The following is a 25,902-nucleotide window of genomic DNA, read 5'->3' as shown; positions in this document are numbered from 1 at the left end:
TTCCGGTCGGCGGAGTCGTCCGCCTGTCCGGCGTCGGCGAGGTCGAGAGGGACGGATCCGTCCGACGAGGAGCCGTGGCCGGGTTCCGCCACGGCTGTCCAGGGTTGCGCGGCGACGGCGCCGGCCGTGGCGGAGACCGCGGCCAGGAGCAGGCCGGAGACCAGTTTGGCGCGTCGAGGAGAAATTCGGGGGGGCATGAGGCTCAACCTCGATCTAGGGGGTGGGCCGGGGATCGACGAGGGACTTCCAGCCCGCCGCGGCGAACTCGGGCGTCCCCGGGAGAGCTGCTGCGGGCACGGACGGAGGCGTGGGGTCGGGGATGTTCACCCAGTCGCCCTTGTTCGTGCCACGCATGTCGGGCGCCCACGCCATGAGCAGGCTCATCGCGTACGGGCTGGAGTAGACGGGGCCGTTGCCGCCGGCGCCCGTGGTCGCCGTCACCTTGACCAGGACCGACACCTGCACCTGGTCGTCGGAGCGGACATTCCACTGCACGCCGATCGTCTGGGTTCGCAGGGCCGCCCCTGCGGGGAGGTCGCCCTCGACGGGAAGGCCGAGGGTCTCGCGCCACCCGCGTACGGCCTCGCGCGCGCCGTCGCGCGCCGCCTTCTGCTGGTCCGGCGGCGCGTACAGCGCGGCGGCCTGCTCGGCCTGGCCGACGTCGAGCGTCCAGGCGGCCTCCAGGGCGGCCGCCGCGGCGGACGCCGCGCCGAGCTCGGTCCGGGGGAAGCCGACCGGATAGCCTCCGTCGCCCTCGTGATCGCTGGGCATCGCCAGGGCGACGGCCGGGGCGACCGCCCGGACCGGCGGAGCGGGCGGTTCGGAGTCCCGGGTCTGCAGCACGATCACCGCCACGGCGACGACGGTGACGACCCCCGCGATCACGACGATCAGATGCCGGGGGTCCCACCGTCGCGGTGGTCCGAGATCCCAGTCGAGCTCCGGCTCGGGGAAGATCTGTCCCACTAGTGACCCCGGTCCGGCCGCTGCCCGAACGCCTGCCCCGCCGCGGCGGCCAGCCGCAGGTACGCGCCGCGGGTGGTGGGCCGCAGCCGGGTCAGGTCGACCTCCGCGCCCTCCTTGAGGTGCGGGTCGAACGGCACCCGCACCACCGTGCGGCACCGGCCGGAGAAGTGGCGTTCGAGGAGGTCCACGTCGACGTGCGACTTGGGTTCGACCGCGTTCAGCACCACGATGGCGTTCTTGACCAGGTGCCCGTGGCCGTGGGCGGTGAGCCAGTCGAGGGTCGCCGCCGCCGAGCTCGCTCCGTCCACCGCCACCATGGTGACCAGCACGATCTGGTCGGCGAGCTCCAGCGTCGCCCCCATCGCGCCGTGCAGGAGCCCGGTGCCGCAGTCGGTGATGCAGATCGAGTAGTAGCGCTCGATCAGGTTGGCGACCGTGCGGTAGTCCTCCGCGTTGAACGCCTCGCTCACCGCCGGGTCGGTGTCGGAGGCGAGGACCTCCAGGCGGGCGGACGACTGGGAGGTGAACGCGCGGGCGTCGGCGTACCGGACGATGTGCGGCGCCTCGGCCAGCAGTGTCCTTATCGTCGCCGCGGTCTCCGACTTGACCTTGATGCCGAGCGTGCCCCGGTCCGGGTTGGCGTCGATCGCGATCACCCGGTCGCCGCGCAGGGAGGCGAGCGTGTTGCCCAGCGCCGCCGTCGTCGTGGTCTTCCCCACGCCGCCCTTGAGACTCATCACCGCGATCCGGTGGTGCCCGCTGGCCACGGGAGTCTGCGCCTGCGCGATCAGCGTGCGGCGCTCCAGCTCCGCCGCCGACTCCGACGGGTTGATCTTCCCGCCCGAGAGCTGGTAGACGAGCCGCCGCCAGCCGCCGGTGGGTTCGACACGGCGGTTGATCAGCAGGTGTTCGGCCGTGAGGGGCACGCTGTCCGGAAACTGCTCGGCGGATGTCGGCGCCGAGGTGCGGATCTCGGTCATGGTCGGGTCCTTTCACCGAGGACGAGGGGGAACGGGCAGGCGGTCAGCAGATGCTCCATCGCACGTGTCAACAGGTGCTCCATCGCACTGTGGCGGTGCGTTCGCCCTTCGGCCCGTGCAGAACGAGCGGCGTCGTCGTCGGCGCGGGGACCCCGCACCAGTAGCGGACTCGCTGCGCGCGAAGGGTGAGCACGGCGGTGTGCCGGGGCTTGAGCGTTCCACTGGACGGCACGACCGACAGGCCGGGAGCCGTTATCCGCCATTTCACCGATTTACCGGCGGTCGTCGAGAGAGAGATCGTGCCTCTGCCGAAGGCGTCGAGCGTGATGACGTTCGGCGCCTGGATGCCCCACGCACCCATCAGCACGGCGGCCGGGGAGGCCGGGGTGTCCGCGGGCGCGTGCTGCCCACCCGCCTGCGAGGCGTCCCCGGGCGAGGCGGTCGCGGTCGCCTCCGGCCCGCCGGAGGCTCCGCCCGTCGCGCCATTGGTGGTGCCGTCGTTCGTGGTGCCGTCGGTTTCCGTACCGTCCGTTCCCGCCGCCCCGTCCGTCGAGGCGCCGGCGCCACCCGCGCCCGTCCCGGCAGCCGGTGTGTCCACCGGGATACTCGCGGGGGCACTCGCCGTCCCCGCGCCGAGCGGGGCGCCCGCTCCGGCCACGCCGGGACCGGCCGTCGTCTGCGTGATCCCCGCGCTCCTGGGCTGTGGAGCCGGGGCGAAGAGGTTGATCCCGGCCACCGTTCCGGCCGCTCCCGCGACCATGACGATGATGATCCGTACGGCGGTCGCGCGCAGCAGCGTGACGACCCGCGCCAGCATCGCGACGATCCTGATCTGGACGCCGGGCGACGGGCGCGCGGAGCGCTCCAGGTCTTCCGCCGGAGCCGGGTCCAGGGCCCGATCCAGAGCCGGGACGAGGGCCTCGGTCTCGGGCGTGTTGGCGTGTGCCTCCCTGGCCCTGATCTGCGAAAGCAGGGCGTCGTACAAGGGGGTGTCCTGGCCCGGGGGTGTGCCGGGCCCACCCCGCGAGCCCGGCGGCGCGGTGGTTCCGGGAGGAGCGGCGTGCTCGGACGTCCCGGACCGTGAACCGCGCGGCTGGCCCGGCGGCCGTCCCGCACCCGGGGGCCGGGATGGCCGTGACGTGCCTAGGGGCCGCACGAGGCTCGGCTGTGTGTCCTCCTGCGAGAAGGGCCGCACCGGTCGCTCCGGCGACGCTTCGGCACCCCGCTCCGGCCGGGAGTCACTCCGGGAGCCGGGCTTCGGGTCACGCCGCGAGCCGGGCTTGGGGTCATGCTTCGGGTCACGCCGGGAGCCGGGCTTCAGGTCGCCCTGGGAGCCGGGCTTCGGGTGCTGGGAGCCGCGCTTCGGGTCGGGCCGGGAGTCACGGCCGCGCTCCGACTCGCCGTCCGGGGTGACCGGGGACGCCGGGGCCCGCGGCGGAACCGTCCGGGACGCCGCGGGGGCGACGGGGGCGGGGGCCGTCCCCACCGGCGCGGTGAGCGGCAGCCCGAAGGACAAGGGAGGACGGCGCGCCGACGAAGGCGCCTCGCCGGACGCGGGCCGGTCCGGCGCCGAGTCGTCGGGCCCGGGCTGGTCGGGTACGTCCTGGCCGGGCGCCGGCCGAGCCGGCGCGGGCCGGGCGGGCAGGGCGGGGACGGGCGACCTCCGGACGGGCACGACCGGGGCGGAGGCGATCGGGGCCGGCGTGATCGGGGCCGGCGTGATCGGGGCCGGTGTGATCGGGGCCGGTGTGATCGGTGCGGGGGCGGGGCGGTTCAGGGCGTCGAGGAGCCGCTGCCGTGTCTCGGAGGTGAGGTCGGCCATCGGCGGACGGGAGAGCACCTGCGGCACGGTGTATCGGATGTTGATGGGCCGTTTGCAGACCACACAGGTCACGATGTGCGTGAGCAGAGCCGTACGGGCGGCGCCGAAGTCGGCCGCCTCACTGTTCTCGTCCGGGAAGACGGCGGCGGCCAGAGGGCCGAGCTCCGGGCAGATGGGACGGCCCCTGGCCAGCCCGTCCAGCCCGCTCACCAGGATCTCCACCACGTCCTGGGTGCGCGCGACGAGCCGGCCGGCCTCCTTCGAGGGCAGGGCGAGCACGTGCACGAGATCGCGTAACCCGAGTTCGTGGCGGTAGAGCAGGCGCAGCGTCTCGGCGCCCAGAGGGTCCGCCAGCCGCCACGCGCGCCTCACCGCGCGGAGGTCCGGTCCTCCCGAGCCCGCACCCGGCAGGAACCCCCGCCCCGGTCCGGTGGCGCACTCCCTGCGCAGCGCGGACAGCAGCCAGGCGCGGTCTGTCACGTTCCCGGGCCGCTCGCGGGCGGCGCACGACCGCAACGCGGCGGTCACCGCCGTGAGCGTGGCGGAGGACTCAAGGTGGTAGGACGCGTAGTCCACGAGGTGGGCGCCGTGCTCGTCCACCCATGCCATCCCCCGGCCGGGGTCGAGCGTCACATCCCCGGCGGGCGGGCTCATGCGCACCGGTTCAGGTGGAGGACGGCGACTGCGTCATGTTCGGCCAGAGCATCACCGCGGCCAAGGCGCCCCACTTGCGCGGCGGGAAAATCCGATGCATACCGATACATAGAACGAGATCTTAGACTGACTCGGATGTGTTGGGAAGGAAAAGAACCCGAGAAATCCTCAGTTGAGGATAAGCCGCAAATAACACTGATATGGCCATCCGAAAGGGGCCCAGAAGAGACGCCCGTTATCAACTCCCGGCTTGTCTGGAGAGGTCGTGACACGTCTCCCCTTCCCCTCAGCAAGAACCGGATGACCTGCACGTACCTTCCCATTCTGCACGCGCGTACGCACGTGCCGGGACGGGTTTCCGCCGCCGCCCGCCATCCGTCATCCGATCGCCACATCCGATGTGAATAACCTTCATATTTCCGGGGAATAACCTGCCTTTCATGCTTTCTCGGTATTACGGCGCTTGCCCACAGTGACTCCACCCGGCACCGCCCGCCCCGGTCGTCCGGAACAGCCCCCCGAAGGCCATGGAAACGCGATCTCCGCGATTTCCCGGCGCAAGGCCGCCCGGCGCGCGTCAATCTAGGTTGACAGCCGCATCGCGTCAGCCTACGTTGACGCCATGCTTGATCGGCTGCTGCTCGGCTGCGGGCTGGTCGTGGGCCCCCTCTTCACCGTCGCGTACCTCGTGGAAGGCGCCACGCGCGCCGACTACAGGTCGCTACGCCATCCCGTCAGCTCCCTCGCCATAGGCGATCGCGGATGGACCCAGACCACCAATTTCTTCGTCGGAGGCCTGCTCTGCCTGGCCTTCGCCGTCGGCCTCTGGCGTGCCGGCCCCTCGCACTGGGGCGCGCTGCTGGTCGGCGTGTGGGCGATCGGCCTGCTCTGTGCGGGGTTCTTCCGTACGGATCCGGTGAGCGGCTTTCCTCCGGGAACTCCCGATCTCCCCCAGCCCAACACCCGGCAGGGAGTCCTCCACGATCTCTTCTCCCTGGCCGGGTTCGTGGCCCTGGCCGCGGCCTGCTTCGTGTTCGCCTGGTCGGGCACGCGTGGGTGGGCGATCTATTCGGTCGCGAGCGGTGTGCTCTTCGCGGCGACGATGGTGCTGGCGAGCGCCGCCTTCGCCCAGAAGGAGAGCCTGGTCGATCTTGGCGGACTGATCCAGCGCGTCTCGGTCACCATCGGCTGGGCCTGGCTCGCGGTTCTCGCCGTACGCACGCCGGCCGGCTGATCGTCGCGATCTCAGCGATCTCCGCCTCCGCGGTTTCCGCCGGCGCGCCGCAACCACCGGTGCCGGGAACCACGAAGAGAGGAGCGTGGAGGCCGTCGTCGTGCTGTTCAACCGGGATCTGCGGGTCCACGACCACCCCGCGCTGGCGGAAGCCTGCGCGTCTGCCAGGCACGTCGTGCCGCTGTTCGTGCTCGACCCCGCGATCGAGGCCCGGCACCGCCGCGACTTCCTCCACGCCTGCCTGCACGACCTGCGGTCGTCTCTCCGGACGCTCGGCGGGAACCTCGTCGTACGCCACGGCGACCCGGTCGCCCAGGCCGTACGGCTGGCCCAGGAGACGGGAGCGTCGGCGATCTGGGCGAGTGAGGACGTCAGTTCGCTGGCCCGGCGGCGGGAACGGCGCCTGGCGGCGGAGTGCGAGACCCACCGGCTGGAGTTCCGGCTCTTCCCCGGAGTGACCGTGGTGCCCCCCGGTGCGCTCACCCCGGGCTCATCCGGGTCGAACCACTATCGGGTGTTCTCGCCGTACTGGCGAGCCTGGTCAGGCACGGCCCACAGGCCGGTGCTCGGCGCACCCCACCGGCTGCGCCTGCCGCCGGGCGTCGAACCCGGAGAGCTGCCCGCGCTGCCCCCCGAGCCGTACGGGATCGTGCGGGGCGGGGAGAGCGAGGGACGGCGGCGGCTCGACCACTGGGTGCGCCACGGGCTGGCCTCCTACGCGGCGGACCGCGACCGGATGGCGGGCCGCACCTCGATGCTCAGCGCCTATCTCCACTTCGGCTGCGTGTCGCCCTCTGAGGTCGTCGAGCGCGCGTGCGAGCGGCCGGGCGGCGAGGAGTACGTCCGGCAGTTGTGCTGGCGCGACTTCCACTACCAGGTCGTCAACGACTTCCCGGAGATGGGCCGGCGCGACTACCGCGACAGGGACGTGGAGTGGCGGCGCGACGAGGACGCGGAGGCGGCCTGGCGGGAGGGCGTGACGGGCGTCCCGATCGTCGACGCAGGGATGCGGCAGCTGCGCGCCGAGGGGTGGATGCACAACCGGGTGCGGCTCATCACCGGTTCCTACCTCACCAAACGGCTCGGGATCGACTGGCGTGCGGGCCTGGCGCACTTCGGCGAGTGGCTCGTGGACGGCGACATGGCGAACAACTCCGGCAACTGGCAGTGGGTGGCGGGGACGGGCAACGACACCCGGCCCTACCGCACGCTCAACCCCCTGCGGCAGGCGAAGAAGTTCGACCCCGAGGGCGAGTACGTGCGGCGGTACGTCCCCGAGCTGGCGTCCCTTCCGGACGACCTGGTCCAGGAGCCGTGGAAGGTCCGCGGCGGCGTGCCGGGCTACCCCGCCTCTCCCCTGGGCGGCGAGCTCACGGCCTGACCGGCGGCGGCTCAGAAGACCAGGACGAGCTTGCCGGTGGTGTGACCGGACTCGATCAGCCGGTGCGCCCGCTCCGCCTCCTCGACCGGAACGGCCTCCTGGATCCGCACCCGCAGCTCACCCTTCTCCCACAGGGCGACGAGCCCGGCGAGCCGCGCCGCGGAGCGCTCGGTGCTCAGCCGCTGGACGCCGAACCGGTCGGCGGCCGGCTGGTAGGCGATCGTGCCCACGCGTGCGCGGTCGGCCACGAGCTCCACCGAGACCTCCAGGGCCTCCACGGTCCCGGCCGCATCGAGCGCGGCGTCCACCCCGCCCGGGGCCGCGGCGCGCACCCTCCCGGCCAGCCCGTCTCCGTACGCCACCGGGATCACGCCGAGCTCCCGCAGGTAGGCGTGGTTGCGCTCGCTCGCGGTGCCGACCACCGTCGCCCCGGCCGCCCTGGCGAGCTGCACGGCGAACGTGCCGACCCCGCCGGCCGCCGCGTGCACGAGCAGGGTGTCGCCCGCGCCGACGCGCAGCCGCTCCAGCGCGGTGGCGGCGGTCTGCCCCGACGCCGACAGGACGCCGGCCTCCGGCCACGGCATGGCGGCCGGCTTCGCCGCCACCTGGTCCGCGGGGACGACGACGTGCTCGGCGTACGACGCGAGCATGGCCCAGCCGACCACCTCGTCACCGGCGGCCACGCCGCCGACGCCCTCGCCGACGGCGTCGACCACGCCCGCGAACTCGTTGCCCAGCCGCTGCGGGAAGGCCGCGGGGATGTAGGAGCGGGCCTGCCCGCCGCGGAACAGCGCGTCGAAGGGCTGCACTCCGGCCGCCCGCACGTGGACCCTGATCTCCCCCGGTCCCGGCTCGCCCGGCTCCACGTCCGCAACGCGCAGCACCTCGGGGCCGCCGTAGGCGGAGAACACGACCGTCCTGCTCATGAACGTCTCCTCGTCATGGCCGCGAGCTGCCCGACGACCCACTCGCGGTACTCCTTCGACAGCGGATCGGCGCCGACGATCCCCTCGACCACCCGCGGCAGCGCGATGGGCGCGAAGGTCAGGGCGTAGGCGACCAGCAGGACGAACTCGGCGTCCAGCTCATCGGTGATCTCCCCCTCCTCCTGCCGCCCGCGGGTCCGCTCGACGGCCTCGCGCAGCCGGGCGCGCTGCGCCGCCGCCCACTCGTCGTCGCTCTCCCCGGCCGGACCGTCGCCCGTGCCAGCCGGGCTGTCGCCGAGGGCCTGCCAGATCATCAGTCGCGACCAGTCCGGGTTGTCCAGGGTCGCGGTGAGATGGGCCGCCACGCTCTCGGCGTACGTCGCGCCGGGCGGCGTCACGCTCTCCTGGGCGCGCGCCCACCTGCGGCGCAGCTCTTCGACGAGCCCCTGCTTGCCGCCGAAGTAGTACGAGATGAGCTGCTGGTTGACCCCGGCCCGCTCCGCTATGGAGGCCGTGCGGGCCCCCGCGTACCCCTTCGCGCCGAACTCCTCGACCGCCGCCCGCAGGATGCGCTCCCGGGTCCGCTCGGCCGCCTGCCCGCGCTCCTGAGGTGCGCGCCGTGCTGAAGACATGCGCCTCACCCTAACCATTCAATCGGTTGAGTGACAACTGTCAATCAAACAAATGATTAAATGGCGGCATGAGCTTCACAGAGCGCGAGATCGAGTACCTTCACGGTCAGCGGATCGGCCGGCTGGCCACGCTCCAGCCGGACGGGACGCTCCAGGTGAGCCCGGTCGGGTTCCGCTACAACCCCGGACTCCGGACCATCGACATCGCCGGGCGCGACATGGCGGCGAGCCGCAAGTTCCGCAACGTCCTGGCCAACGGCAGGGTCGCGTTCGTCGTGGACGACGTCCCGTCCGTCGACCCCTGGCGGGTGCGCTGCCTGGAGATACGCGGATACGGCGAGGCCCTGGCCGAGCCGGCCGACTCGGCGGCGCCCCTCCCCGGCCCGATCATCCGCGTCCACCCGCGGCGCGTCATCAGCTTCGGCGTCGACCCCGGCAACCCGGCGTCCGGCGCTCGCGACGTCCCCTCACACTGACCGGCGGTGGACGTCGTCCACGCGCTCGGTGAACCCCCGGCGGTCGAGGTGCTCCAGCAGGGGCACGGCCACCCGGCGGCTGGTGCCGAGCGCGCTTCTGGCCTGGCTGACCGTGAACGGCTGCGGCAGCCGGGCCAGCACCGCCGCCGCCCGGGCGTCGGCGCCCGGCGCGAGGACCACCCCGTCGGCCACCCGCAGCAGCGCCCCGGCGCGTACGGCGGCGGCGATCTCGCGCGGCCCCAGGCCCAGCTCGGCCAGCCGCCCGGCCTCCGGCGCCTGGAAGGGCGTCGAGGAGAGGCCGGCCAGCAGGGTCCGCACCGCCCCGGCGACGGGAGCCGGTAACCCCGCCTCCCCGGCCGCCGTCCGGCCGGTCGTGATCCGGCCGTCCGCCACGGTCAGCGGGGGCCGTACGAGGGCCGTCACTAGCCTGCGGTCGGGCAGGTCCAGCTCGTGGCGGGCGGCCTCCAGCGGCATCGCGGGCTCCAGCGGATGCGCGTCCGCGTGGCGCCGCACGACCTCGGGCAGCCGGGCGAGCAGATTGGCCCAGTGGCCGGGATCGGCGTGCCAGTCCCCGGTCACCGGCCGGCCCGGCGGCGGGCTGCCCATCGCGACCAGTTCTCTCTCGCGCAGCAGCAGATGCGTACGCAGGAGGGACGCGGCGTCGGCGGAGGCCTCCGCGAGCGCCTTCGCCCGCTCCCGGGCCGCGCCCCGCCGCCGTAGCTCCGGCGGCCGTACGTCGAGGACCGTCGCCCGCGCCAGCACGCGAAGCTCGCCCTGTCCGCGGCCGGGGTCGCGCAGCAGCAGCGTGTCGCCCACGTGCAGCGGAAGCGGCCGGGCCAGGCGCAGCCGCGCCGCCTCCGGGCCGAGCGGCCGGACCTCGCACGGCACCGACGCGGAACCGATGTGAGCGGTGAGCCGGCCCGGCAGCGGTCCTCGCGCCCCCTCGGCCATCGTCACACGCACGTCGGCCAGGCCGGTCGCCGTCCAGGCGCCGGGCGTGACGAGCGCGTGCCCGCGTTCCCCGGCGACCCGCCCGCGCAGGTTGAGCGCCACCCTCGCCACCCCGGAGACCGACTCGGCCTGCTCCTTCAGCGACTCCAGACCGCGCACCCGCACCGGCTCGCCGTCCAGCTCCAGCTCGTCGCCGACCTCCACGCGACCGGCGGGCAGCGTGCCGGTCACGACGGTGCCGCTGCCGCGCACGCTGAACGCGCGGTCGATCCACAGCCGCACCGGCGCCTCCGGATCGGGCGCGGGCAGCGCCGCCACCAGCCGGTCGAGGGCGGCGCGCAGCGCGTCCAGGCCCTCGCCGGTGCGCCCGCTCACCGCCAGCGTCTCCACCGCTCCACCCGCCGGTCCCGTGCGCAGACCGGCCTCGGTGAGACGGCCGCCCGCGTCCTTCGCCGCCGGACCGGGGTCGGCGAGGTCCGCGCGGGTCACGACGAGCAGGCCGTGCCGTACGCCGAGGGTGCGCAGCGCGACCAGGTGCTCCTCCGACTGGGGCATCCACCCCTCGTCGGCGGCGACGACGAACATCACGGCGGGCACCGGGCCGACCCCGGCGAGCATCGTGCCGAGGAACCTCTCGTGGCCGGGCACGTCGACGAACGCGACCCGCTCTCCCGAGGGCAGCGACGTCCAGGCGTACCCGAGCTCGATCGTGAGCCCGCGCCGCCGCTCCTCGGCCAGACGGTCGGGCTCCATTCCGGTCAGCGCCCGCACCAGCGTCGACTTCCCGTGGTCGACGTGCCCCGCCGTGGCCAGGACGTGCATTCACCCCTCCTTCGTCAGGCGGGCGGCGGCCGCGCCCGGGCCGCCGGGTCGTCCTCGCATCAGCGCGCCGCCCTGAGCACGGCCTCGACCACCTCGGCGTCCCGTTCCGGCGGCACGGCGCGCGGGTCGAGCAGCAGCCGCCCCCCTTCGACCCGCCCCACCACCGGAGGCTCGCCCTGCCGCAGCGGCACGGCGAGCCGTTCCGGCAGGCTCATCGCCACGCTCGGCAGCCGCACTCCGGGAGCGCCGCCTCCGCCCACGGTCGCCTCGGCCGGCACCACGTCGGCGTCCACGCCCGCCTGGCACACCGCCTTCGCCAGCGCCTCGGCCCGCTCGCGCAGCACGAGGGGATCGGCGTGAAGGGCCTGCCGTACGGGTGTCCCGGGCCCGCGCAGCGTCGCCTCCAGCGCGGCCAGCGTCAGCTTGTCCACCCGCAGCGCGCGGGCGAGCGGATGCCGCCTGAGCCGTTCGACGAGGTCGCGGCGGCCGAGCAGCAGGCCCGCCTGCGGGCCGCCGAGCAGCTTGTCGCCGCTCGCCGTGACCAGGTCGGCGCCGGCCCGCAGCACGCTCGCCGCGTCGGGCTCCTCGGGCAGCAGCGGATCGCGTTCCAGCAGGCCGGAGCCGATGTCGACGACCACCGGCACGCCCAGCCCGGTCAGCTCCTGCACCTCCACGGAGCCGGTGAAGCCCTCGACCCGGAAGTTCGACGGGTGGACCTTGAGCACGAACCCGGTCTGCGGGCCGACCGCCTCCCGGTAGTCGGCCAGGCCGGTGCGATTGGTCGTGCCCACCTCACGCAGCCGCGCGCCGGTGGAGACGAGCAGGTCGGGGATGCGGAAGCCGTCGCCGATCTCCACCAGCTCACCGCGGCTGATCACGATCTCCCGTCCGGCGGCGAGCGCGGTCGCGGCCAGGACCAGGGCCGCGGCGTTGTTGTTGACGACGTGCACGTGCTCGGCGTCGGGCACGGCACGGGCGAGCGCCTCGGCCGCGCCGCGTCCCCGGCGGGCCCGCGCTCCGGTGACGAGGTCGAACTCGACGTCGGTCGCCCCCGCCGCCACCGTCACCGCCTCGACCGCCGCGGCCGACAGCGGAGCCCGGCCCAGATTCGTGTGGAGCAGCACGCCCGTCATGTTGAGGACCGGGCGAAGGCTCGTCGCGTGCCTCGGCAGCGCCGCCAGCGCCGCCCCGGCGACGTCCTCCGGCTCGATCTCGCCCTGCCGCACCCGCTGCTGCGCCCGTACGACCGCGTCCTTGACCACCTGACGGCCGAGCCGACCGGCCGCCTCGGCCAGCCGGGGGTCCGCCAGCACGGTGTCCGTACGCGGCACCCGCCTCCGTGGATCCACACTTCAACCTACTGCTCCCGCCGGCACGGGCTCGCCGGAACCCCCGGTCCCGCTCTTCTCCCCGTACGGGCGGTAACGGCGGAGTCGTCGTCCGCGAGATCCTGGTGACCGACTCGGGAGGGAGGCCCATGGGCATGCGGGACCACGCCGGCGCCGGTTCCGGCCGGGAGCCGGCGGACCTGGCCGGGGCGCCGCCCGGACGCGGCGTGCTCGAAGGGGCGTTCCACCTGCTCGATGTGCTGGCGGCGGCCGAGGAGGGGGCCGGTCTGTCGGAACTCGCCCGCGACGCCGGCCTGCCGAAGGCGACCACCTACCGGCTGCTCCGGCAGCTCGCGGCCCTCGGCGCGGTGCAACGACATGGGCAGCGTTACTTCGTGGGCCGGCGGCTCGCCCGCCTGGCCGACGCCTGGCAGCCCGACCCGCGGCTGCAGGCCGCCGCCCGCGAACCCGTACGCCTGCTGTCCGCGCTGACCACGACCGTCGCGTTCCTCACCGTGCTGGAAGAGGACCGGGTCAGGGTCGTCACGGCGACACGGGGAGACATCACGGAGGTGCCGCCGGTCCTGCCGGGCTCCGAACTGGCCGAGGCGACCGCCGCGGGCCGGGTGCTGCTCATGCACAGGCCGGACGACGACGACGCGCCTGCGGGGTTCACTCCGGCCGAGTGGCGGCGGTCCCGGACGTCCTTCCGGCGGTCGGGCGCCATCGCCGTCGATCACCAGGACGTCCTTCCCGGGATCTGCTGCGTGGCCGTACCGGTGCGGCGGCCGGACGGCGAGGTCGTCGCGTCGGTGAGCGCGCTCACGATACGGCCGGCGGTACCCGCGGGGCTCTCCGAACTCGTGCTGCGCGCGTCGAGGGAGATCACCCGCAACCTCGGCCGTATCGACGCGCGGTCCGCTGAGTGAACCGCGCTGTTCCCTCCGCCGGGTCGCCCGGCCGACACTGCATCGAGCCGGCACCACGTGCGGCCGGCCCGGTCGGGGGCCGGGGTGCGGGTGCCGGGACGAACCGGCGCACCGGCCCCCGTACGGACACGTCCGCGTGCCGGGAACAGTAAGGGGGGATCCGCGACATGGCCGCTGAGACGACCCGGCTGACCATCCGGATCACCGGGGCAGGCGCCCAGGGGGACGCCCAGGGAAACGCGGACCCCCGCGAACTGGAGGACCTGACGGCGCGGCTCCGGGCGGAGCTGCTGGAGATCGACGTGCTGGCGGCCGAGAACGAGGCGGGGGCACCGCCGCCACCCGGAGCCAGGGCCGTCCTGTCGTTCTCCCTCGGCGGCCTGGTGGTCTCTCTTGCGGGTACCGAGCTGCTCGCCGCGGTCGTGAACGCGGTGACGGCCTGGCTGACCCGCAACCAGCACCGTTCCGCGAAGCTGACGATCGACGGCGACGCGATCGAGCTGACCGGTGTGCCGTCCGGCGAGCAACGCCGGCTGACCGATCTGTGGGTGCGGCGGCACGAGGGCGGACGGCAGGGGGACGCCGGCGCCCCCGCCGCCAAACGGACCGCCCTCATCGTGGCCGGAGACGAGTACCGCGATCCAGGGCTGCGCCGGTTGCGCGCACCGGCGCGCGATGCCGAGGCGCTGGCCCGCGTGCTCGGCGATCCCGCGATCGGCGGCTTCCAGGTGAGGACGCTGCTCAACGAGCCCACGCACGTGGTCAGCGAGATGGTCGAGGAGTTCTTCGCCGACCGCGCTCCGGACGACGTGCTGCTGCTGCACTTCTCGTGCCACGGCGTGAAGGACGACAACGGAGAGCTGTACTTCGCCACGCCCAGCACAAAGCTGAACCGCCTGGGGGCGACCGCGGTCTCGGCCGAGTTCGTCAACCGCAGGATGAGCCGCAGCCGGTCGAGGCGCATGATCCTGCTGCTCGACTGCTGTTACGCGGGAGCGTGGGCACGGGGCGCGCTGCCCCGCGCCGGCACGGGCGTACACGTGGAGGAGCAGTTCGGCGGCCGCGGCCGCGTGGTGATCACCGCGTCGAACGCGATGGAGTACGCCTTCGACGGCACCGAGCTCGCCGACACGCAGGAGCAGGCGCCGTCGGTGTTCACCCGTGCTCTCGTGGAAGGGCTGGAGTCGGGGGACGCCGACCACGACCAGGACGGCTACGTCGGCATCGACGAGTTGTACGACTACGTCTACGACAAGGTCCGGAGGACGACACCTGGTCAGACCCCGGGGAAGTGGGCGTTCGACCTGCAGGGCGATCTCTACGTCGCGCGGCGCGCCCGCCCGGTCACCGTGCCCTCTCCCCTGCCGGTGGAGCTTCAGGCGGTCATCGACAACTCCATCCCCAGGGTCCGCGCCGGGGCCGTCGAGGAGTTGCGGCGCCTGCTGCGGAGCAGGCACGAGGGCCTCGCTCTGGCGGCACGCCTGACCCTGGAGGAACTCGCCGACGACGACAGCCGCATGGTGTCCAAGGCCGCCGCCGAAGCCCTCGCCACCGCCAGGAAACCCCGACCGGCACCGGCACCCGCATCCCCTGCACCCGCACCCGCACCCGCACCGCAGCCCCCGCCTTCCGCCCCAGCCTCGGCACCGCAGTCCGCCGCATCCACACCGACATCGCTACCGGCGTCCGCACCTCTCGCCCCAGCCTCGGTACCGCAGTCCGCCGCGTCCACACCGACATCGCTACCGGCGTCCCCGCCTCCCGCGCCGGCGTCGGCCTCCGCAGGTCCCACCCCCACATCCTCCTCGCCGGCCTCGGCGGCACGATCCGCGTTCCCAGCGTCGGCGTCGGTAGCGGCGTCCGTGCCTCCCGCACCGGTATCGGAAGCCCAGCTCGCGCCCCCGGCACCGAAATCGTCATCGCAGTCGGCGCAATCCGCACCGGCATCGGCGACCGTGGTCAAGCCGCCGTCCTCGGACCCGTCCGCGTCATCTGTCTCCGAGGCGGAGACACCGGAGCCGCCCAACCCGTCCGGCGGTGTGACCGGCCCCGGAAACCGCCTCCTCCGAGCCTTCCGGCCGCACGGCCGAGCCTTCGATCTTCGGACGCTCGCCCTCCCCGCGGCCTTCCTGCTGGCGAGCGCGCCGCTCTCCTGGCTGACCCCGGTCGCCGTGATCTGGCAATGGCTACTGGTGGCCGCCGCGCTAGGGACGGGCCTGCTTCCTTCGGACGGACCCGCCCGGGAGATCGCCCGTGGGCTCGCCGCCGGTCTCGGCGCGGTCATGCTGGGTCTGCTGGCGTTCTTCGCGGCCGAGTTCGGCAGCGGCTGGAGCATGTGGATCGCGGCGGCGGGAACCCTGCTCATCCTCGTGGTCGTCATGCTGGAGGACGCGCCGGAAACGGCGCGGTGGTCATGGTTAGGGGACCGCGCCGTCAGCCTGGTCGCCGTGGCGGTGGTCGTGGCCCACTTCGTCTCTCCCGAACGCATCACTCGCGGCGCCGGAGAGACGCCGCAGTGGTGGGGAGCGATGGTGGTGTCGGCCGTCTGCCTCTGCCTGTTCGTCGTCCGCGTGATCGAGCAGCGACGCGACACCCGCGCCCTCATCGCATTCGTCCTCGGCGCCGCCGCGACCGTACTCGTGGTGCTGGACCTTGGCAGGGCCGAGGTGCTCCGCTTCTATCTCCCCACTCTGCTCGTCGTGCTGCTACTCGGCATCCGCCCGGCGAGCGGGCGACCGGAGTTCCTCGCCGCCGCCAGGCTCTCCCTCGTCGCGGGCGTCCTCCAGGGAGTCGCCGACCGAGGTATGGCGAACCGCGACTTCTCGCCCTTCGTCATCCCCTACACGATGGGTCATCTGATCCTCCAGCTCGTCGCGGCCCTCCTGGTCGCGATCGCCGCCTACACGGCGGGGAGAACCCGCTCATCACACGACTGAAGACGCCCCCGCGCCAGCGGTACGGCGAACACGTCCCCCGTACGTTGCCCGATCAAGATTCTTCGGCGAACAGATCCGCGACCGAGGTCGCGCTGACAGCGTGCCGAACCCACGCGTCGAGCAGGCCCGGGTCGGTGCAGGCCGCGGTCGGCGCCGTCCCTGCGTTGTCCCCTGCCTGGCGCCGGGCTCCTCTGACGGAGGTCGCCCGGATCGGCGGAATCACCACGCATGGCCCGGCAGGTTCACCGCTGATCAAGCGGCAGATCCACCACGACATGGACCCGTCACCTGGTCTGAGCTGGCCGTTCACTGCCTCTCGGGTGGTCCGCGCGCCGCGCCAAGTCACGAGGCCCAGCACCTCGCTGGCAGGCGGAGACCGGGGGGAGGCCTGACGTACGAAGGGACATGATGAGCGGAGGTGGACGGGAATCGAACCCGCCAGGCCGAGGACCTCGGCCTCGTCGGTTTTGAAGACCGCGGGGGCCACCAGGCACCCACACACCTCCAGGCAGAAACCTAGCCGGAACGGGGTAGGGACCCGGCGGTGCCCCCACGGCGGCGGCGCGGCGTACGTGAACGACGACCCGGACGGGGGAGGCATGACCGAGACGACGGAACGGGCCGGGTTGCGGCTGACCCAGCAGGCGCACGGTGGCGGCTGTGCCTGCAAGATCCCCCCGGGTGAGCTGGAGAGCATCGTGGCCGGGCTCGTGGCCCCGGATCCGTCGGCGTACGCCAACGAGTTGGTGATCGGGCTGGACGACGGCGACGACGCGGCCGTGGTCAGGATCGAAGGGGGCAGGGCGGTCGTCGCCACCGCCGACTTCTTCACCCCGGTCGTGGACGATCCGTACGACTGGGGGCGGATCGCGGCGACCAACGCGCTCTCCGACGTGTACGCCGTGGGCGGCGAACCGGTCGTCGCGGTGAACCTGCTGGGCTGGCCGAGGGAGACCCTGTCCATGGATCTCGCCCGCGAGGTGCTGCGCGGCGGCCTCGACGTGGCGCGGGCGGCGGCCTGCCACGTCGCGGGCGGGCACAGCGTGGACGACCCCGAGCCCAAGTACGGCATGGCGGTCACCGGCCTGGCCGACCCCGAGCGGCTGCTGCGCATCGACGCGGGCCGGGCGGGAACCCCGATCTCGCTCACCAAGCCGCTCGGCGTGGGCGTGCTCAACACCAGGCACAAGGCGACCGGCGAGGTGTTCCCGCAGGCGGTCGAGGTGATGACGACGCTCAACCGGGACGCCTCACGGGCGGCGCTGGCCGCCGGGGCCCGCTGCGCGACCGACGTGACCGGCTTCGGGCTGCTCGGCCACCTCTACAAGCTGGCCAGGGCGAGCGGCGTCACGGCGGTGGTCGACGTGGCGGCCGTGCCCTACCTGGAGGGCGCGCGGCAGGCCGTACGCGACGGTTATGTCAGCGGCGGCACGCGCCGCAACCTGGACTGGGTGCGCCCGCATCTCGACCCGGGCGGCCTCGGTGAGGAGGACCTGCTCCTGCTCGCCGACGCCCAGACCTCGGGCGGCCTCCTGGTCGCCGGCGAGGTCCCCGGCGCGCCGATCGTCGGCGAACTCGTCCCGCGCGAGGCCGCCGTCCTGCGACTCGCCTGAGATTGGGTCAACCGCCGATGTGTGACGGCGTGGAGGTGATCGCGTCCCAGGCGGCCAAGTGCGGCGTGTCCGGGCGGGTGATCTCGTCGGCGGTGGCCCGCAGCATGGCGTGGACCGCCGCGCGTGCGGTCGGCTGTTCGCGCAGCGCGCGCCTGGGCGGCTCCCCGGAGTGATGGGCGCGGCTCTGCGCGCGTCCATCGACACGATGGCCGAGCGGGTCGTCGACGGCCTCGATCCCGGCGTCCGCGCGGACGAGCTCTTCGAGCTGTTCGACCGCGCGACCCGCGCCGAGCCGTCACCGGCGCAGGGTGACCGGCACTAGCTGGTGCTGTGACCGGCATCGGGCCGGGTGGTCGTCAGGCGCGTTCGCGACGGCGCGCGCACCGCGAGATCACCCAGCGGGTACGCCGCAGGCCTCCCGGACAACGGGAAGACCGCACGCAGCCTCGCGCCCGGGCTGTGCGGGACCACCTGAAGAGTCCCCCCGTGAGCCCGCGCGATATCCCGGGCGATCGGCAGCCCCAACCCTGAGCCTCCCGTGTCCCGGGTGCGGGCGTGGTCCAGGCGGGTGAAACGGTCGAAGACGATGGCGCGGTGTTCCGGGGGGATACCGGGGCCGTCGTCCACGACGTCGAGGACGGCCTGGTCGCCCGGAGCCGTGAGGGTGACGTGGACTGACGTGGAGGCGTGGCGGACCGCGTTGTCGACGAGGTTCGCGACAAGGCGGCGGAGTTGGTCGGCGGAGCCGTGGAGGAGCAGGTCGGGGGTGAGGTCGAGGTACACGTGGACGTCCGGACGAGGGCGTTTGCGGACGGCCTCCTCGGCGACGACCTGGGCCAGGTCCAGTTCCTCGGCCCGCGGCAGGGGTTCGCCGGCGTCGAGCCGGGCCAGCAGGAGGAGGTCGGCGGAAAGGGACTGGAGGCGTGCGACATCGTCCAGTGCCGCAGTCGCCAGCGGCTTCTCGGCGGGCCGGGCCAGCTCCAGCCGGGTTCGCAGGATCGCCAGTGGGCTGCGGAGTTCGTGTGCGGCATCGGCGACGAACTGTCGCTGCGCGTCGACGGAGGTCTGCAGCCGGTCGAGGGTGGCGTTGACGGTACGGGCCAGTGCCGCGATCTCGTCTCGGGTGTCCGGCTCCGGCACGCGTTCGTGCAGGCCGTGCGCGGTGATGTCGGCGACCTTCGCCCTGATCGCGGAGACCGGGTGTAGCACTCGGCCGACCGCCAGCCAGGTGAACAGCGCGACCACCGCGAGGAGCGCCGGAACCCCCGGGATCAGCAGGTTCCTCAGCGTGGTCATCGCCGCCAGCGCGGGTGCCTTGGAAGCTTTTCCGAAGACGGTGACCGGGCCGTCCTCGGTCTCGAACGTCCGCCTGACCACGAGAACGGCCTCATCGGGCACCGGAAGGCCGTCGTCTTCGCCGATTGCGGCCGAGCCCGGCAGCGGTCCCTCCCCGCCCGGCGGCACCGCTCCCTTTTCAAGCGGTGGCACCATTCCCTTTCCGTCCCCCGCGTGACCCGGCCCCGACTCCGCCTTCAGAACTCGCATCTGTTCCTTGGCGTCGTTCGCCGCCAACTCCTTGGTGGAGGCCGTCAGGCTCGAGTCCAGCGCGGCGAAAAGCGCGATGGAGGCCAGGCAGAGCGCCGCCGCCACCGCCGCGGTGGCCGTCAGCGTCGTGCGTAGACGGACGCCCATGTCAGCCCTCCAGCCGGTAGCCAACGCCCCGCACGGTCTTCAGCGTCGTCCGTCCGAACGGTTTGTCGATCTTGCGGCGCAGCGCGCTGATGTAGACCTCGACGACGTTCGAATCGCCGTCGTACGCGAAGTCCCACGCCTGGGCGAGCAGCTCGGCCTTGGTCACCACCTCGCCCGCGTGCCGCGTCAGGCAGTGCAGGATCGCGAACTCCTTGGGCGTCAACGCGATCTGCACGTCCCCGCGACTGCACTTCAGCCCCGCCGGATCGACCCGGAGGTCCCCGGCGGTCAGCACCGTCGGCCGCTCCCGCACCTTACGCCGGGCCAGTGCCCTGAGTCGCGCCAGCAGTACGACGTACGAAAACGGCTTGGTCAGATAATCGTCCGCGCCGGTGTCCAGCGCCTCCGCCTCGTCGTACTCTCCGTCCTTCGCGGTCAGCATGAGGATCGGCGTCCAGTTCCCGGCCTCCCGCAGCTTCGCGCAGACCCCATAGCCGTGCAGCAACGGCAGCATCACATCCAGCACGATCACGTCGTACGAATGCTCGGTCGCCATCCACAGGCCCTCGCGCCCGTCGTGGGCGAGATCGACCGCGAAGCCCTCTTTGGTCAGGCCGTCTTTGAGCAGCTCGGTCAGCCTGCGTTCGTCTTCCACCAGAAGTAGGCGCACGTCGACAGGGTGGAGGTGCGTACCTAAGGCGAACATGAAGATCATCGTTTTCCTCTTCAGGATCGCTTCAGGTGTAGGGGCCCAAACTGCTGAGCGTTCCGTCACCGATCACGGGCAGCCCTCACGGGCAGCCGATCTAGGGAGTGTCCAGAGCATGAAGAAGAGGAGCAGGATCCTCACGGCGGTCGTCATGACGGTGGGCCTCGGCGTCGGCGTCGGCGGCGCCACGGCCGCGTCGGCGACCTCCACCGGTGCCCCGAAGCCGGTGTTCGGCTGCGCCGTGAAGGGCGGGCCGGCGGCTATGGGGGAGGGCAGGACCACCGTCAGGGTCGACCAGGACGGCAAGGTCTTCGTGGACGGCAAGGAGGCCCCGAAGAGCAAGCTGCGCACCCTCTGCACGCAGCCTCCGCTGCCCGGCAAGGGCGTCGTCTGCATCATGAAGAAGGCCGACAAGGGCGGCAAGTTCAAGGGGGAGACGTTCAGAACGGACACGTTCAGGGACGGCAAGGTCTTCGTGGACGGCAAGGAGGCCCCGAAGGGCAAGTTGCGTATCCTCTGCAAGGAGCCCCCGCTGCCCGGCAAGGGCGCCGTCTGCATCGTGCACGTCAAGGGCGACGAGAGCGGCGAGTTCGGCACGAGCGACGAGAAGAGCTACGCCGACGGCAAGCAGGCGCACGCCAAGTGCCCCCCGCCCGGGAAGCCCGGTGAGGGCATGGATGACGTGCGCGCCGGGGACGACGCTCCGGTGGCCGTCACGCCGAACTGACACACGACTCGCCGCAGGCGCTGACCACTCCATGCGAACGTCCCGCCGGCCACCTCGCCGGCGGGACGTCTCCGCCGGTCAGCCGCGTGCGAGCATCCGCCTGTACCGCACTGAGCTACATCGAAGGCCTACGCGTGAACCCGGTGATCGTTTCCAGTCACAGCACTAGCGGCCGGGGCGGCTGGCGTCGAGGCGGTCACGCTGGGGGACGACGGTGTACCTGGGGTCCTTGGCCGAGACGCGGCCCGCCTCCAGCACGCCGAACCGGGTGCACAGGGCACCGGCGGTGATCGCGAGCCCGGACAGCGCGGTGAGGGTCCGGCTGCGCCCGGCGACCGTGGCGAGCAGGCCGCCGCCGAGGGTGAGCGCGCGTGAGGCCCGCATGAGCCTGCCCGCCCTGCCCGTCCGGTACGGCTCGCCGAGCAGGCCCAGACGGCGCTCCATCAACTCGCCGGCCACGACCTCGGTCACGGCGCCGGCGACCGCCGCGGCGCGGGCGGGCCCCGCCTGCGCCCTGGGGGTGGTCAGCATCAGGGCCGCGCCCGCGGAGGCGAGCGCGCTCCCCGAGAACAGGAACGGAAGCTCCCGCATCCCCTCGTGCCACGACGGCACGGCGGTGTCGGCGAGGAGGACGGCCGTGTACGTCGCCATCGCCAGGCCGCTCAGGCCGCTCGCCACCGACGCGGCGTCGCCCACCGGGGTCAGCAGGCCGGTCACCGCCGATCCGGCCGCGACGCCGGTGAGCCCGCTGTGGGCGGCCAGCGTCCAGGAGCCGACGCTCATCGGCGAGGTGAGCTTGAAGACCCGCAGCATGTTCAGGAAGCGTTCCGGCCTGCCCAGTTCGGCGACGAGGAAGACCGTGCCGGCGCTCGCCGCGGTGAAGGCGGCGGCCCGGGCGGCCAGCCCGAGCCGGTCGTGCCCGGCCAGGCGGGCGGCCGCCGCCATCGCGCCCGCCGCGCCGGACAGTCCGCCCAGATACAGGTACGTCGGCATGTGGGGTTCGTGCCAGATGGGCTGCTTGACGACCGGCTGGCCGTAGTACGACCGGAACGGCGCCTCCGGCACCACCTCACCCTGGCCTTTCGGCATCAGATCCTCCCCACCGAATCCACCGAACCCACCGAACCGCACCCACCGAGACGATCACGGCTTTCTCCCGGCGAAGCACACCGCCACGCCGGCGGCGAGGGCGAGCGCGGCGCCGCCGGCCCAGCGCCACATCGCGGGCAGGTCGCGGGTGGTCACCACCGGGTCCGGCGGCAGGCCGTACGTCTCCGGCTCGTCCAGCAGGAGGAAGAACGCGCCCGTGCCGCCGACGCCGTTGTCCGGGCTCTCGCCGTACAGCCGGGCGTCGGTCACGCCCTCGGCGTGCAGCCGTTCGACGCGTTCCTGGGCCCGCTCCCGCAGTTCGTCGAGCGGCCCGAACTGGATGGACTTGGTCGGGCACGCCTTGGCGCAGGCCGGTTCCATGCCGCCGCGCAGCCGGTCGTAGCAGAGCGTGCACTTCCAGGCCCGGCCGTCGTCCTCCCGGCGGTCGATCACCCCGTACGGGCAGGCGGGCACGCAGTAGCCGCAGCCGTTGCACACGTCGGACTGGACGACGACGGTGTCGAACACGGTGCGGAACAACGCCCCGGTGGGACAGACGTCGAGGCAGGCGGCGTGGGTGCAGTGCTTGCACACGTCCGACATCATCAGCCAGCGGCCGTCCTGCTCGACGAACGCGACGTGCCGCCAGGTGCTGGCGCCGAGCGAACCGGTGTTGTCGTAGGAGGTGGCGCGGAACACGAACCCGTCGTCGGGCACGTCGTTCCACTCCTTGCATGCCACCTCGCACGCCTTACAGCCGATGCAGACGGTCGTATCCGTGAAAAAGCCCATCTGCTCAGCCATGGCGGTACCTCTCGATCAGGTCGAGCAGCGCCTGGCCGCGCGGGCGCCGTCCCGGAAGGACGTCGCAGGTGCCGGCCTTGCTCTCCTGGATGTAGACGTTCGGGTCGAGCACGACCGACGCCAGGTCGTTGACGACGTCCCCGGTGATCACGCCGCCTCCGCCGTAGCCCCAGTGGTAGGGCATGATCACCTGGTGGACGGTCCTGCGGTTGATCCGCAGCGGCCGTACCCGGCCGGTCACCAGCACGCGCAGCTCGATCGCGGTGCGGGCGGTGACGATCGTCGCCCAGCCGCCGTTCTCCAGGCCGAGCTCCTCGGCCATCTCCCTGGACACCTCGCAGAACGCCTCGGGCTGGAGCTCGGCCAGGTACGGCAGGGGCCGGCTCATCGCGCCGGTCGTGTGGTGCTCGGTCAACCGGCTGGTGGTGAAGACGTACGGGAACCGGGGCGACAGCGCCGGGTTGTACGGGTTCTCCGGCCGGTCGATGGTCCGGCGGGCCGGGTTGGACTGCTGCCCGTACAACGTGTTGCGCACCGCCGACTCGTGCGGCTCGTAGTGGGTGGGCAGGGGCCCGTCCGACAGGCCCGACGGCACGTACAGCCAGCCCTTGCCGTCCGACTGCATGATGAACGGATCGGTGCCGGCCAGCGCGTGCTGCGCCTTGGCCCCCTCCGGCGGCACGTAGCCGGGCGCCTTGTCCTCCTCGAAGTCCGGCACGTCGGGGCCGACCCACCGGCCCTGCCCGGCGTCCCAGTAGACGTACTTCTTCCGTTCGCTCCACGGGCGGCCCTCGGGGTCGGCCGAGGCGCGGTTGTAGAGGATGCGCCGGTTGGCCGGCCACGCCCAGCCCCATTCGAGCGCGACGGGACCCTGCTCGGTGTGCGGCTTGCGCCGGGCCGCCTGGTTGACCCCGTCGGCGTACACCCCGCAGTAGATCCAGCAGCCGCAGCTCGTCGAGCCGTCCGGCTTCAGCTCGCGCAGCGACGCCAGCGGACGGCCGTCGGCGTCCGCGCCGTTGATCTCCCGCAGCACGGCCTCGGCGGACGGGTCGCGCTGCTCGCCGATCTCGGGATAGTCCCAGGTCAGCTCCATCACCGGCCGGTCGATGTCGTCGTCGCCGAGCCGCCGCCTGATCCGCTTGCCGAGGTGGTAGTAGAACCACAGGTCGCTGCGGCAGTCCTCCGGCGGGTCGAGCGCCTTCTCCCGCCACTGCAGCAGGCGCTGGGTGTTGGTGAAGGTGCCTTCCTTCTCCACGTGGGTCGCGGCCGGCATGAAGAAGACCTCGGTGCCGATCTCCTCCGTCCGCAGCTCCCCGGTCTCGATCTCGGGCGCGTCCTTCCAGAACGTCGCGGTCTCGACCGTCACGAGGTCGCGGACGACCAGCCAGTCGAGGTTGGCCAGGCCGAGCCGCTGCGCCTTGCCGTTGGCGGACCCGACCGCGGGGTTCTCCCCCACGACGAAGTAGCCCTTGACCTTCCCGTCGATCTGGCCCATGACCGTCGAGTAGTGGCCGTGGTCGCCGGTGAGCCGCGGCAGGTAGTCGAAGCGGTAGTCGTTCTCCTCGGTCGCCGCGTCGCCCCACCACGCCTTGAGCAGGCTGACGACGTACGCCCGCCGGTTGCCCCACCAGCCGGTGTCGGAGCCCTCCCGCTCCAGGTAGTCGTCGAGGCCGTCGTGGCGGTGGGCGTGCGGCATCGCGATGTATCCCGGCAGCAGGTTGAACAGCGTCGGGATGTCCGTCGAGCCCTGGATGCTGGCGTGGCCGCGCAGCGCCATGATCCCGCCGCCCGGACGGCCCATGTTGCCGAGCAGCAACTGCAGGATCGAGGCGGCCCTGATGTACTGCACGCCCACCGAGTGCTGCGTCCAGCCCACGGAGTAGACCCAGGCGGTGGTCCGCTCGCGGCCCGAGTTGGCGGTGACCGCCTCGGCCAGCTCGCGGAACCGCTCCGGCGGGATGCCACACAGCTCCTCGACCATCTCGGGCGTGTAGCGGGAGTAGTGCCTCTTCAGGATCTGGTACACGCAGCGCGGGTCGGTCAGCGTCGGGTCGGACGGCGGCGTCGCGCTCGATCCCGCGCCGCGCGCACCGTAGGAGTCGGACCCCGCCGCCTCGGCGTGGTGCAGGCCGCCCTCGGTGAGCTCCTCCTCCTCGGGCCTGTCGCCCTCGTACGCCCAGGTGGACGGGTCGTACCTGCCGGTCTCCTCGTCATAGCCGGAGAACAGGCCGTCGAGGTCCTCGGTGTCGCGGAACTCCCGGTTCACCAGGGTCGCCGCGTTCGTGTACGCGAGGACGTACTCGCGGAAGTCGAGCCCGTTCGACAGCACATAGTTGATCAGCGCCCCGAGCAGCACGATGTCGCTTCCGGCGCGGATCGGCAGATACCGGTCCACCGACGCGCTGGTCCGGCTGAACCGAGGGTCGATGTGGAAGACCTTCGTGCCGCGCTGACGCGCCTCCATCACCCACTGGAACCCCACCGGATGGCATTCGGCCATGTTGGAGCCCTGGATGACGATGCAGTCGGCGTTCGCGAGGTCCTGCTGGGACTGGGTCGCGCCGCCACGCCCGAAGCTGGTCCCCAGACCGGGGACGGTGGAGGAGTGTCAAATGCGCGCCTGGTTCTCCACCTGGATCGCGCCGAGGGCGGTGTACAGCTTCTTCATCAGGTAGTTCTCTTCGTTGTCGAGCGTCGCCCCGCCCAGGCTGGCGATGCCCAGAGTCCTCCTGACCTCTTCCCCCTCGTGCGTCTGCTGCCAGGTCTCGCGCCGGGTCCGCACGACCCGGTCGGCGATCATGTCCATCGCGGTCTCGAGGTCGAGCGGCTCCCACTCGGTGCCGTACGGCCTGCGGTAGAGGACCTTCGTCTGACGGCCGGGGTGGGTGACGAGCTGCTTGCTGGCCGACCCCTTCGGGCACAGCCGCCCGCGCGAGATCGGCGAGGCCGGGTCGCCCTCGATCTGGGTGACCTTCCCGTCCTTCACGTAGACGAGCTGGCCGCAGCCCACGGCGCAGTAGGGGCAGACGGAGCGCGCCACCGTGTCGGCGTCCTCCACCCTGGGGCGAAGGGCGTCCGTACGCGGCGAGCGCGCCGCCCGCCCCCTGCCGTCCTCTCCCTTGAGCTGCCGGATCACCGGCCATCGGGAGAGCCATCCAGCACCCATGACGCCTCTACTGCCCCAGTTGCTCCAGGTTCAATCACGAAGAACTCCCAAAGGTTCCGGGGTGA

At 72.7% G+C, this 25,902-nt stretch carries 21 protein-coding genes and 1 tRNA gene; 9 read left to right on the top strand and 13 right to left on the bottom strand.

Translation table 11 applies throughout. The features are described 5' to 3' along the window. Positions 1-213: 213 nt before the first annotated feature. From FED44_RS19375 to FED44_RS19365, 3 genes are all read right to left on the bottom strand, one after another. Positions 214-966, bottom strand: coding sequence for a hypothetical protein (locus FED44_RS19375; protein WP_117409900.1), 753 nt, complete (start codon positions 964-966; stop codon positions 214-216). Beyond that, complete coding sequence (locus tag FED44_RS19370) at positions 966-1,946, bottom strand: MinD/ParA family ATP-binding protein (RefSeq protein ID WP_117409899.1); 981 nt, start codon at positions 1,944-1,946, stop codon at positions 966-968. The genes FED44_RS19375 and FED44_RS19370 overlap by 1 nt, the downstream gene beginning before the upstream one ends. Positions 1,947-2,013: 67 nt before the next feature. Further along, the gene (locus FED44_RS19365) at positions 2,014-4,422 is read right to left on the bottom strand and encodes a hypothetical protein (protein WP_138461548.1); all 2,409 of its coding nucleotides are present in this window, start codon (positions 4,420-4,422) and stop codon (positions 2,014-2,016) included. Positions 4,423-5,044: 622 nt separating this feature from the next. Between FED44_RS19365 and FED44_RS19360 the strand changes: the two genes are divergently transcribed. Together FED44_RS19360 and FED44_RS19355 are read left to right on the top strand one after the other, a co-directional pair. Further along, positions 5,045-5,656 carry a DUF998 domain-containing protein gene (locus FED44_RS19360; RefSeq protein WP_138461547.1) on the top strand — a complete coding sequence of 204 codons (612 nt, stop codon included), beginning with the start codon at positions 5,045-5,047 and terminating at the stop codon, positions 5,654-5,656. Positions 5,657-5,741: 85 nt separating this feature from the next. Further along, positions 5,742-7,037, top strand: a complete 1,296-nt coding sequence (locus FED44_RS19355) for a cryptochrome/photolyase family protein (protein WP_138461545.1) — start codon at positions 5,742-5,744, stop codon at positions 7,035-7,037. A gap of 11 nt (positions 7,038-7,048) precedes the next feature. Here the strand turns inward: FED44_RS19355 and FED44_RS19350 are convergent, their stop codons facing one another. Beyond that, complete coding sequence (locus FED44_RS19350; RefSeq protein ID WP_138461544.1) at positions 7,049-7,963, bottom strand: NADP-dependent oxidoreductase; 915 nt, start codon at positions 7,961-7,963, stop codon at positions 7,049-7,051. Continuing rightward, entirely contained in the window at positions 7,960-8,595 is a 636-nt protein-coding gene (locus FED44_RS19345; RefSeq protein ID WP_244302072.1) for a TetR/AcrR family transcriptional regulator, read from the bottom strand. The genes FED44_RS19350 and FED44_RS19345 overlap by 4 nt, the downstream gene beginning before the upstream one ends. Positions 8,596-8,663: 68 nt before the next feature. Here FED44_RS19345 and FED44_RS19340 point away from each other — a divergent pair, with 68 nt between their 5' ends. Then, entirely contained in the window at positions 8,664-9,071 is a 408-nt protein-coding gene (locus tag FED44_RS19340) for a PPOX class F420-dependent oxidoreductase (RefSeq protein WP_138461541.1), read from the top strand. Here FED44_RS19340 and FED44_RS19335 read toward each other — a convergent pair. After that, positions 9,063-10,844 carry a selenocysteine-specific translation elongation factor gene (locus tag FED44_RS19335; protein ID WP_138461540.1) on the bottom strand — a complete coding sequence of 594 codons (1,782 nt, stop codon included), beginning with the start codon at positions 10,842-10,844 and terminating at the stop codon, positions 9,063-9,065. The genes FED44_RS19340 and FED44_RS19335 overlap by 9 nt on opposite strands. Before the next feature lie 59 nt (positions 10,845-10,903). Next, positions 10,904-12,193: an L-seryl-tRNA(Sec) selenium transferase gene (gene selA / locus FED44_RS19330; protein WP_138461538.1), complete on the bottom strand. Its 1,290-nt coding sequence runs from the start codon at positions 12,191-12,193 to the stop codon at positions 10,904-10,906. Between the two features lie 134 nt (positions 12,194-12,327). Here selA and FED44_RS19325 point away from each other — a divergent pair, with 134 nt between their 5' ends. After that, positions 12,328-13,101, top strand: a complete 774-nt coding sequence (locus tag FED44_RS19325) for an IclR family transcriptional regulator (RefSeq protein WP_167521525.1) — start codon at positions 12,328-12,330, stop codon at positions 13,099-13,101. A 167-nt stretch (positions 13,102-13,268) separates the two neighbouring features. Further along, positions 13,269-16,037, top strand: a complete 2,769-nt coding sequence (locus FED44_RS19320; RefSeq protein ID WP_138461535.1) for a caspase family protein — start codon at positions 13,269-13,271, stop codon at positions 16,035-16,037. Positions 16,038-16,449: 412 nt separating this feature from the next. On the opposite strand, the gene FED44_RS35860 is transcribed toward FED44_RS19320, so the two are convergent. Next, positions 16,450-16,543 (bottom strand) — tRNA-Sec (locus FED44_RS35860). Between the two features lie 93 nt (positions 16,544-16,636). On the opposite strand from FED44_RS35860, the gene selD reads away from it, so the two are divergent. Genes selD through FED44_RS35850 form a run of 3 tightly spaced genes read left to right on the top strand, consistent with a single transcriptional unit; the run spans position 16,637 to position 17,972 of the window. After that, entirely contained in the window at positions 16,637-17,650 is a 1,014-nt protein-coding gene (selD, locus tag FED44_RS19310; RefSeq protein WP_138461532.1) for a selenide, water dikinase SelD, read from the top strand. 29 nt (positions 17,651-17,679) lie between these two features. Further along, complete coding sequence (locus FED44_RS35855; RefSeq protein ID WP_167521524.1) at positions 17,680-17,823, top strand: hypothetical protein; 144 nt, start codon at positions 17,680-17,682, stop codon at positions 17,821-17,823. Next, complete coding sequence (locus FED44_RS35850) at positions 17,823-17,972, top strand: hypothetical protein (RefSeq protein ID WP_167521523.1); 150 nt, start codon at positions 17,823-17,825, stop codon at positions 17,970-17,972. The genes FED44_RS35855 and FED44_RS35850 overlap by 1 nt, the downstream gene beginning before the upstream one ends. Here FED44_RS35850 and FED44_RS19300 read toward each other — a convergent pair. Then, complete coding sequence (locus FED44_RS19300) at positions 17,969-19,342, bottom strand: sensor histidine kinase (protein ID WP_138461531.1); 1,374 nt, start codon at positions 19,340-19,342, stop codon at positions 17,969-17,971. The genes FED44_RS35850 and FED44_RS19300 overlap by 4 nt on opposite strands. A 1-nt stretch (position 19,343) precedes the next feature. After that, on the bottom strand, positions 19,344-20,057 hold the full coding sequence (locus tag FED44_RS19295) for a response regulator transcription factor (protein WP_279633890.1): 714 nt from the start codon (positions 20,055-20,057) through the stop codon (positions 19,344-19,346). Between the two features lie 109 nt (positions 20,058-20,166). On the opposite strand from FED44_RS19295, the gene FED44_RS19290 reads away from it, so the two are divergent. Next, positions 20,167-20,778: a hypothetical protein gene (locus FED44_RS19290; RefSeq protein WP_138461530.1), complete on the top strand. Its 612-nt coding sequence runs from the start codon at positions 20,167-20,169 to the stop codon at positions 20,776-20,778. A 165-nt stretch (positions 20,779-20,943) separates the two neighbouring features. Here the strand turns inward: FED44_RS19290 and nrfD are convergent, their stop codons facing one another. Genes nrfD through fdh form a run of 3 tightly spaced genes read right to left on the bottom strand, consistent with a single transcriptional unit; the run spans position 20,944 to position 25,837 of the window. After that, positions 20,944-21,867 carry an NrfD/PsrC family molybdoenzyme membrane anchor subunit gene (gene nrfD / locus FED44_RS19285; RefSeq protein WP_167521522.1) on the bottom strand — a complete coding sequence of 308 codons (924 nt, stop codon included), beginning with the start codon at positions 21,865-21,867 and terminating at the stop codon, positions 20,944-20,946. A gap of 54 nt (positions 21,868-21,921) precedes the next feature. Next, a complete protein-coding gene (locus tag FED44_RS19280) occupies positions 21,922-22,671 on the bottom strand; it encodes a 4Fe-4S dicluster domain-containing protein (protein ID WP_138461528.1) in 750 nt (249 codons plus the stop codon). Then, complete coding sequence (gene fdh, locus FED44_RS19275) at positions 22,664-25,837, bottom strand: formate dehydrogenase (protein ID WP_154956582.1); 3,174 nt, start codon at positions 25,835-25,837, stop codon at positions 22,664-22,666. Before fdh ends, FED44_RS19280 begins: the two co-directional genes overlap by 8 nt. Positions 25,838-25,902 lie beyond the last annotated feature (65 nt).

The organism is Microbispora triticiradicis, assembly GCF_005864065.1.
GTDB classification, from domain to species: Bacteria; Actinomycetota; Actinomycetes; order Streptosporangiales; family Streptosporangiaceae; genus Microbispora; species Microbispora triticiradicis.
This window is presented reverse-complemented; position numbering and strand designations above follow the sequence as displayed.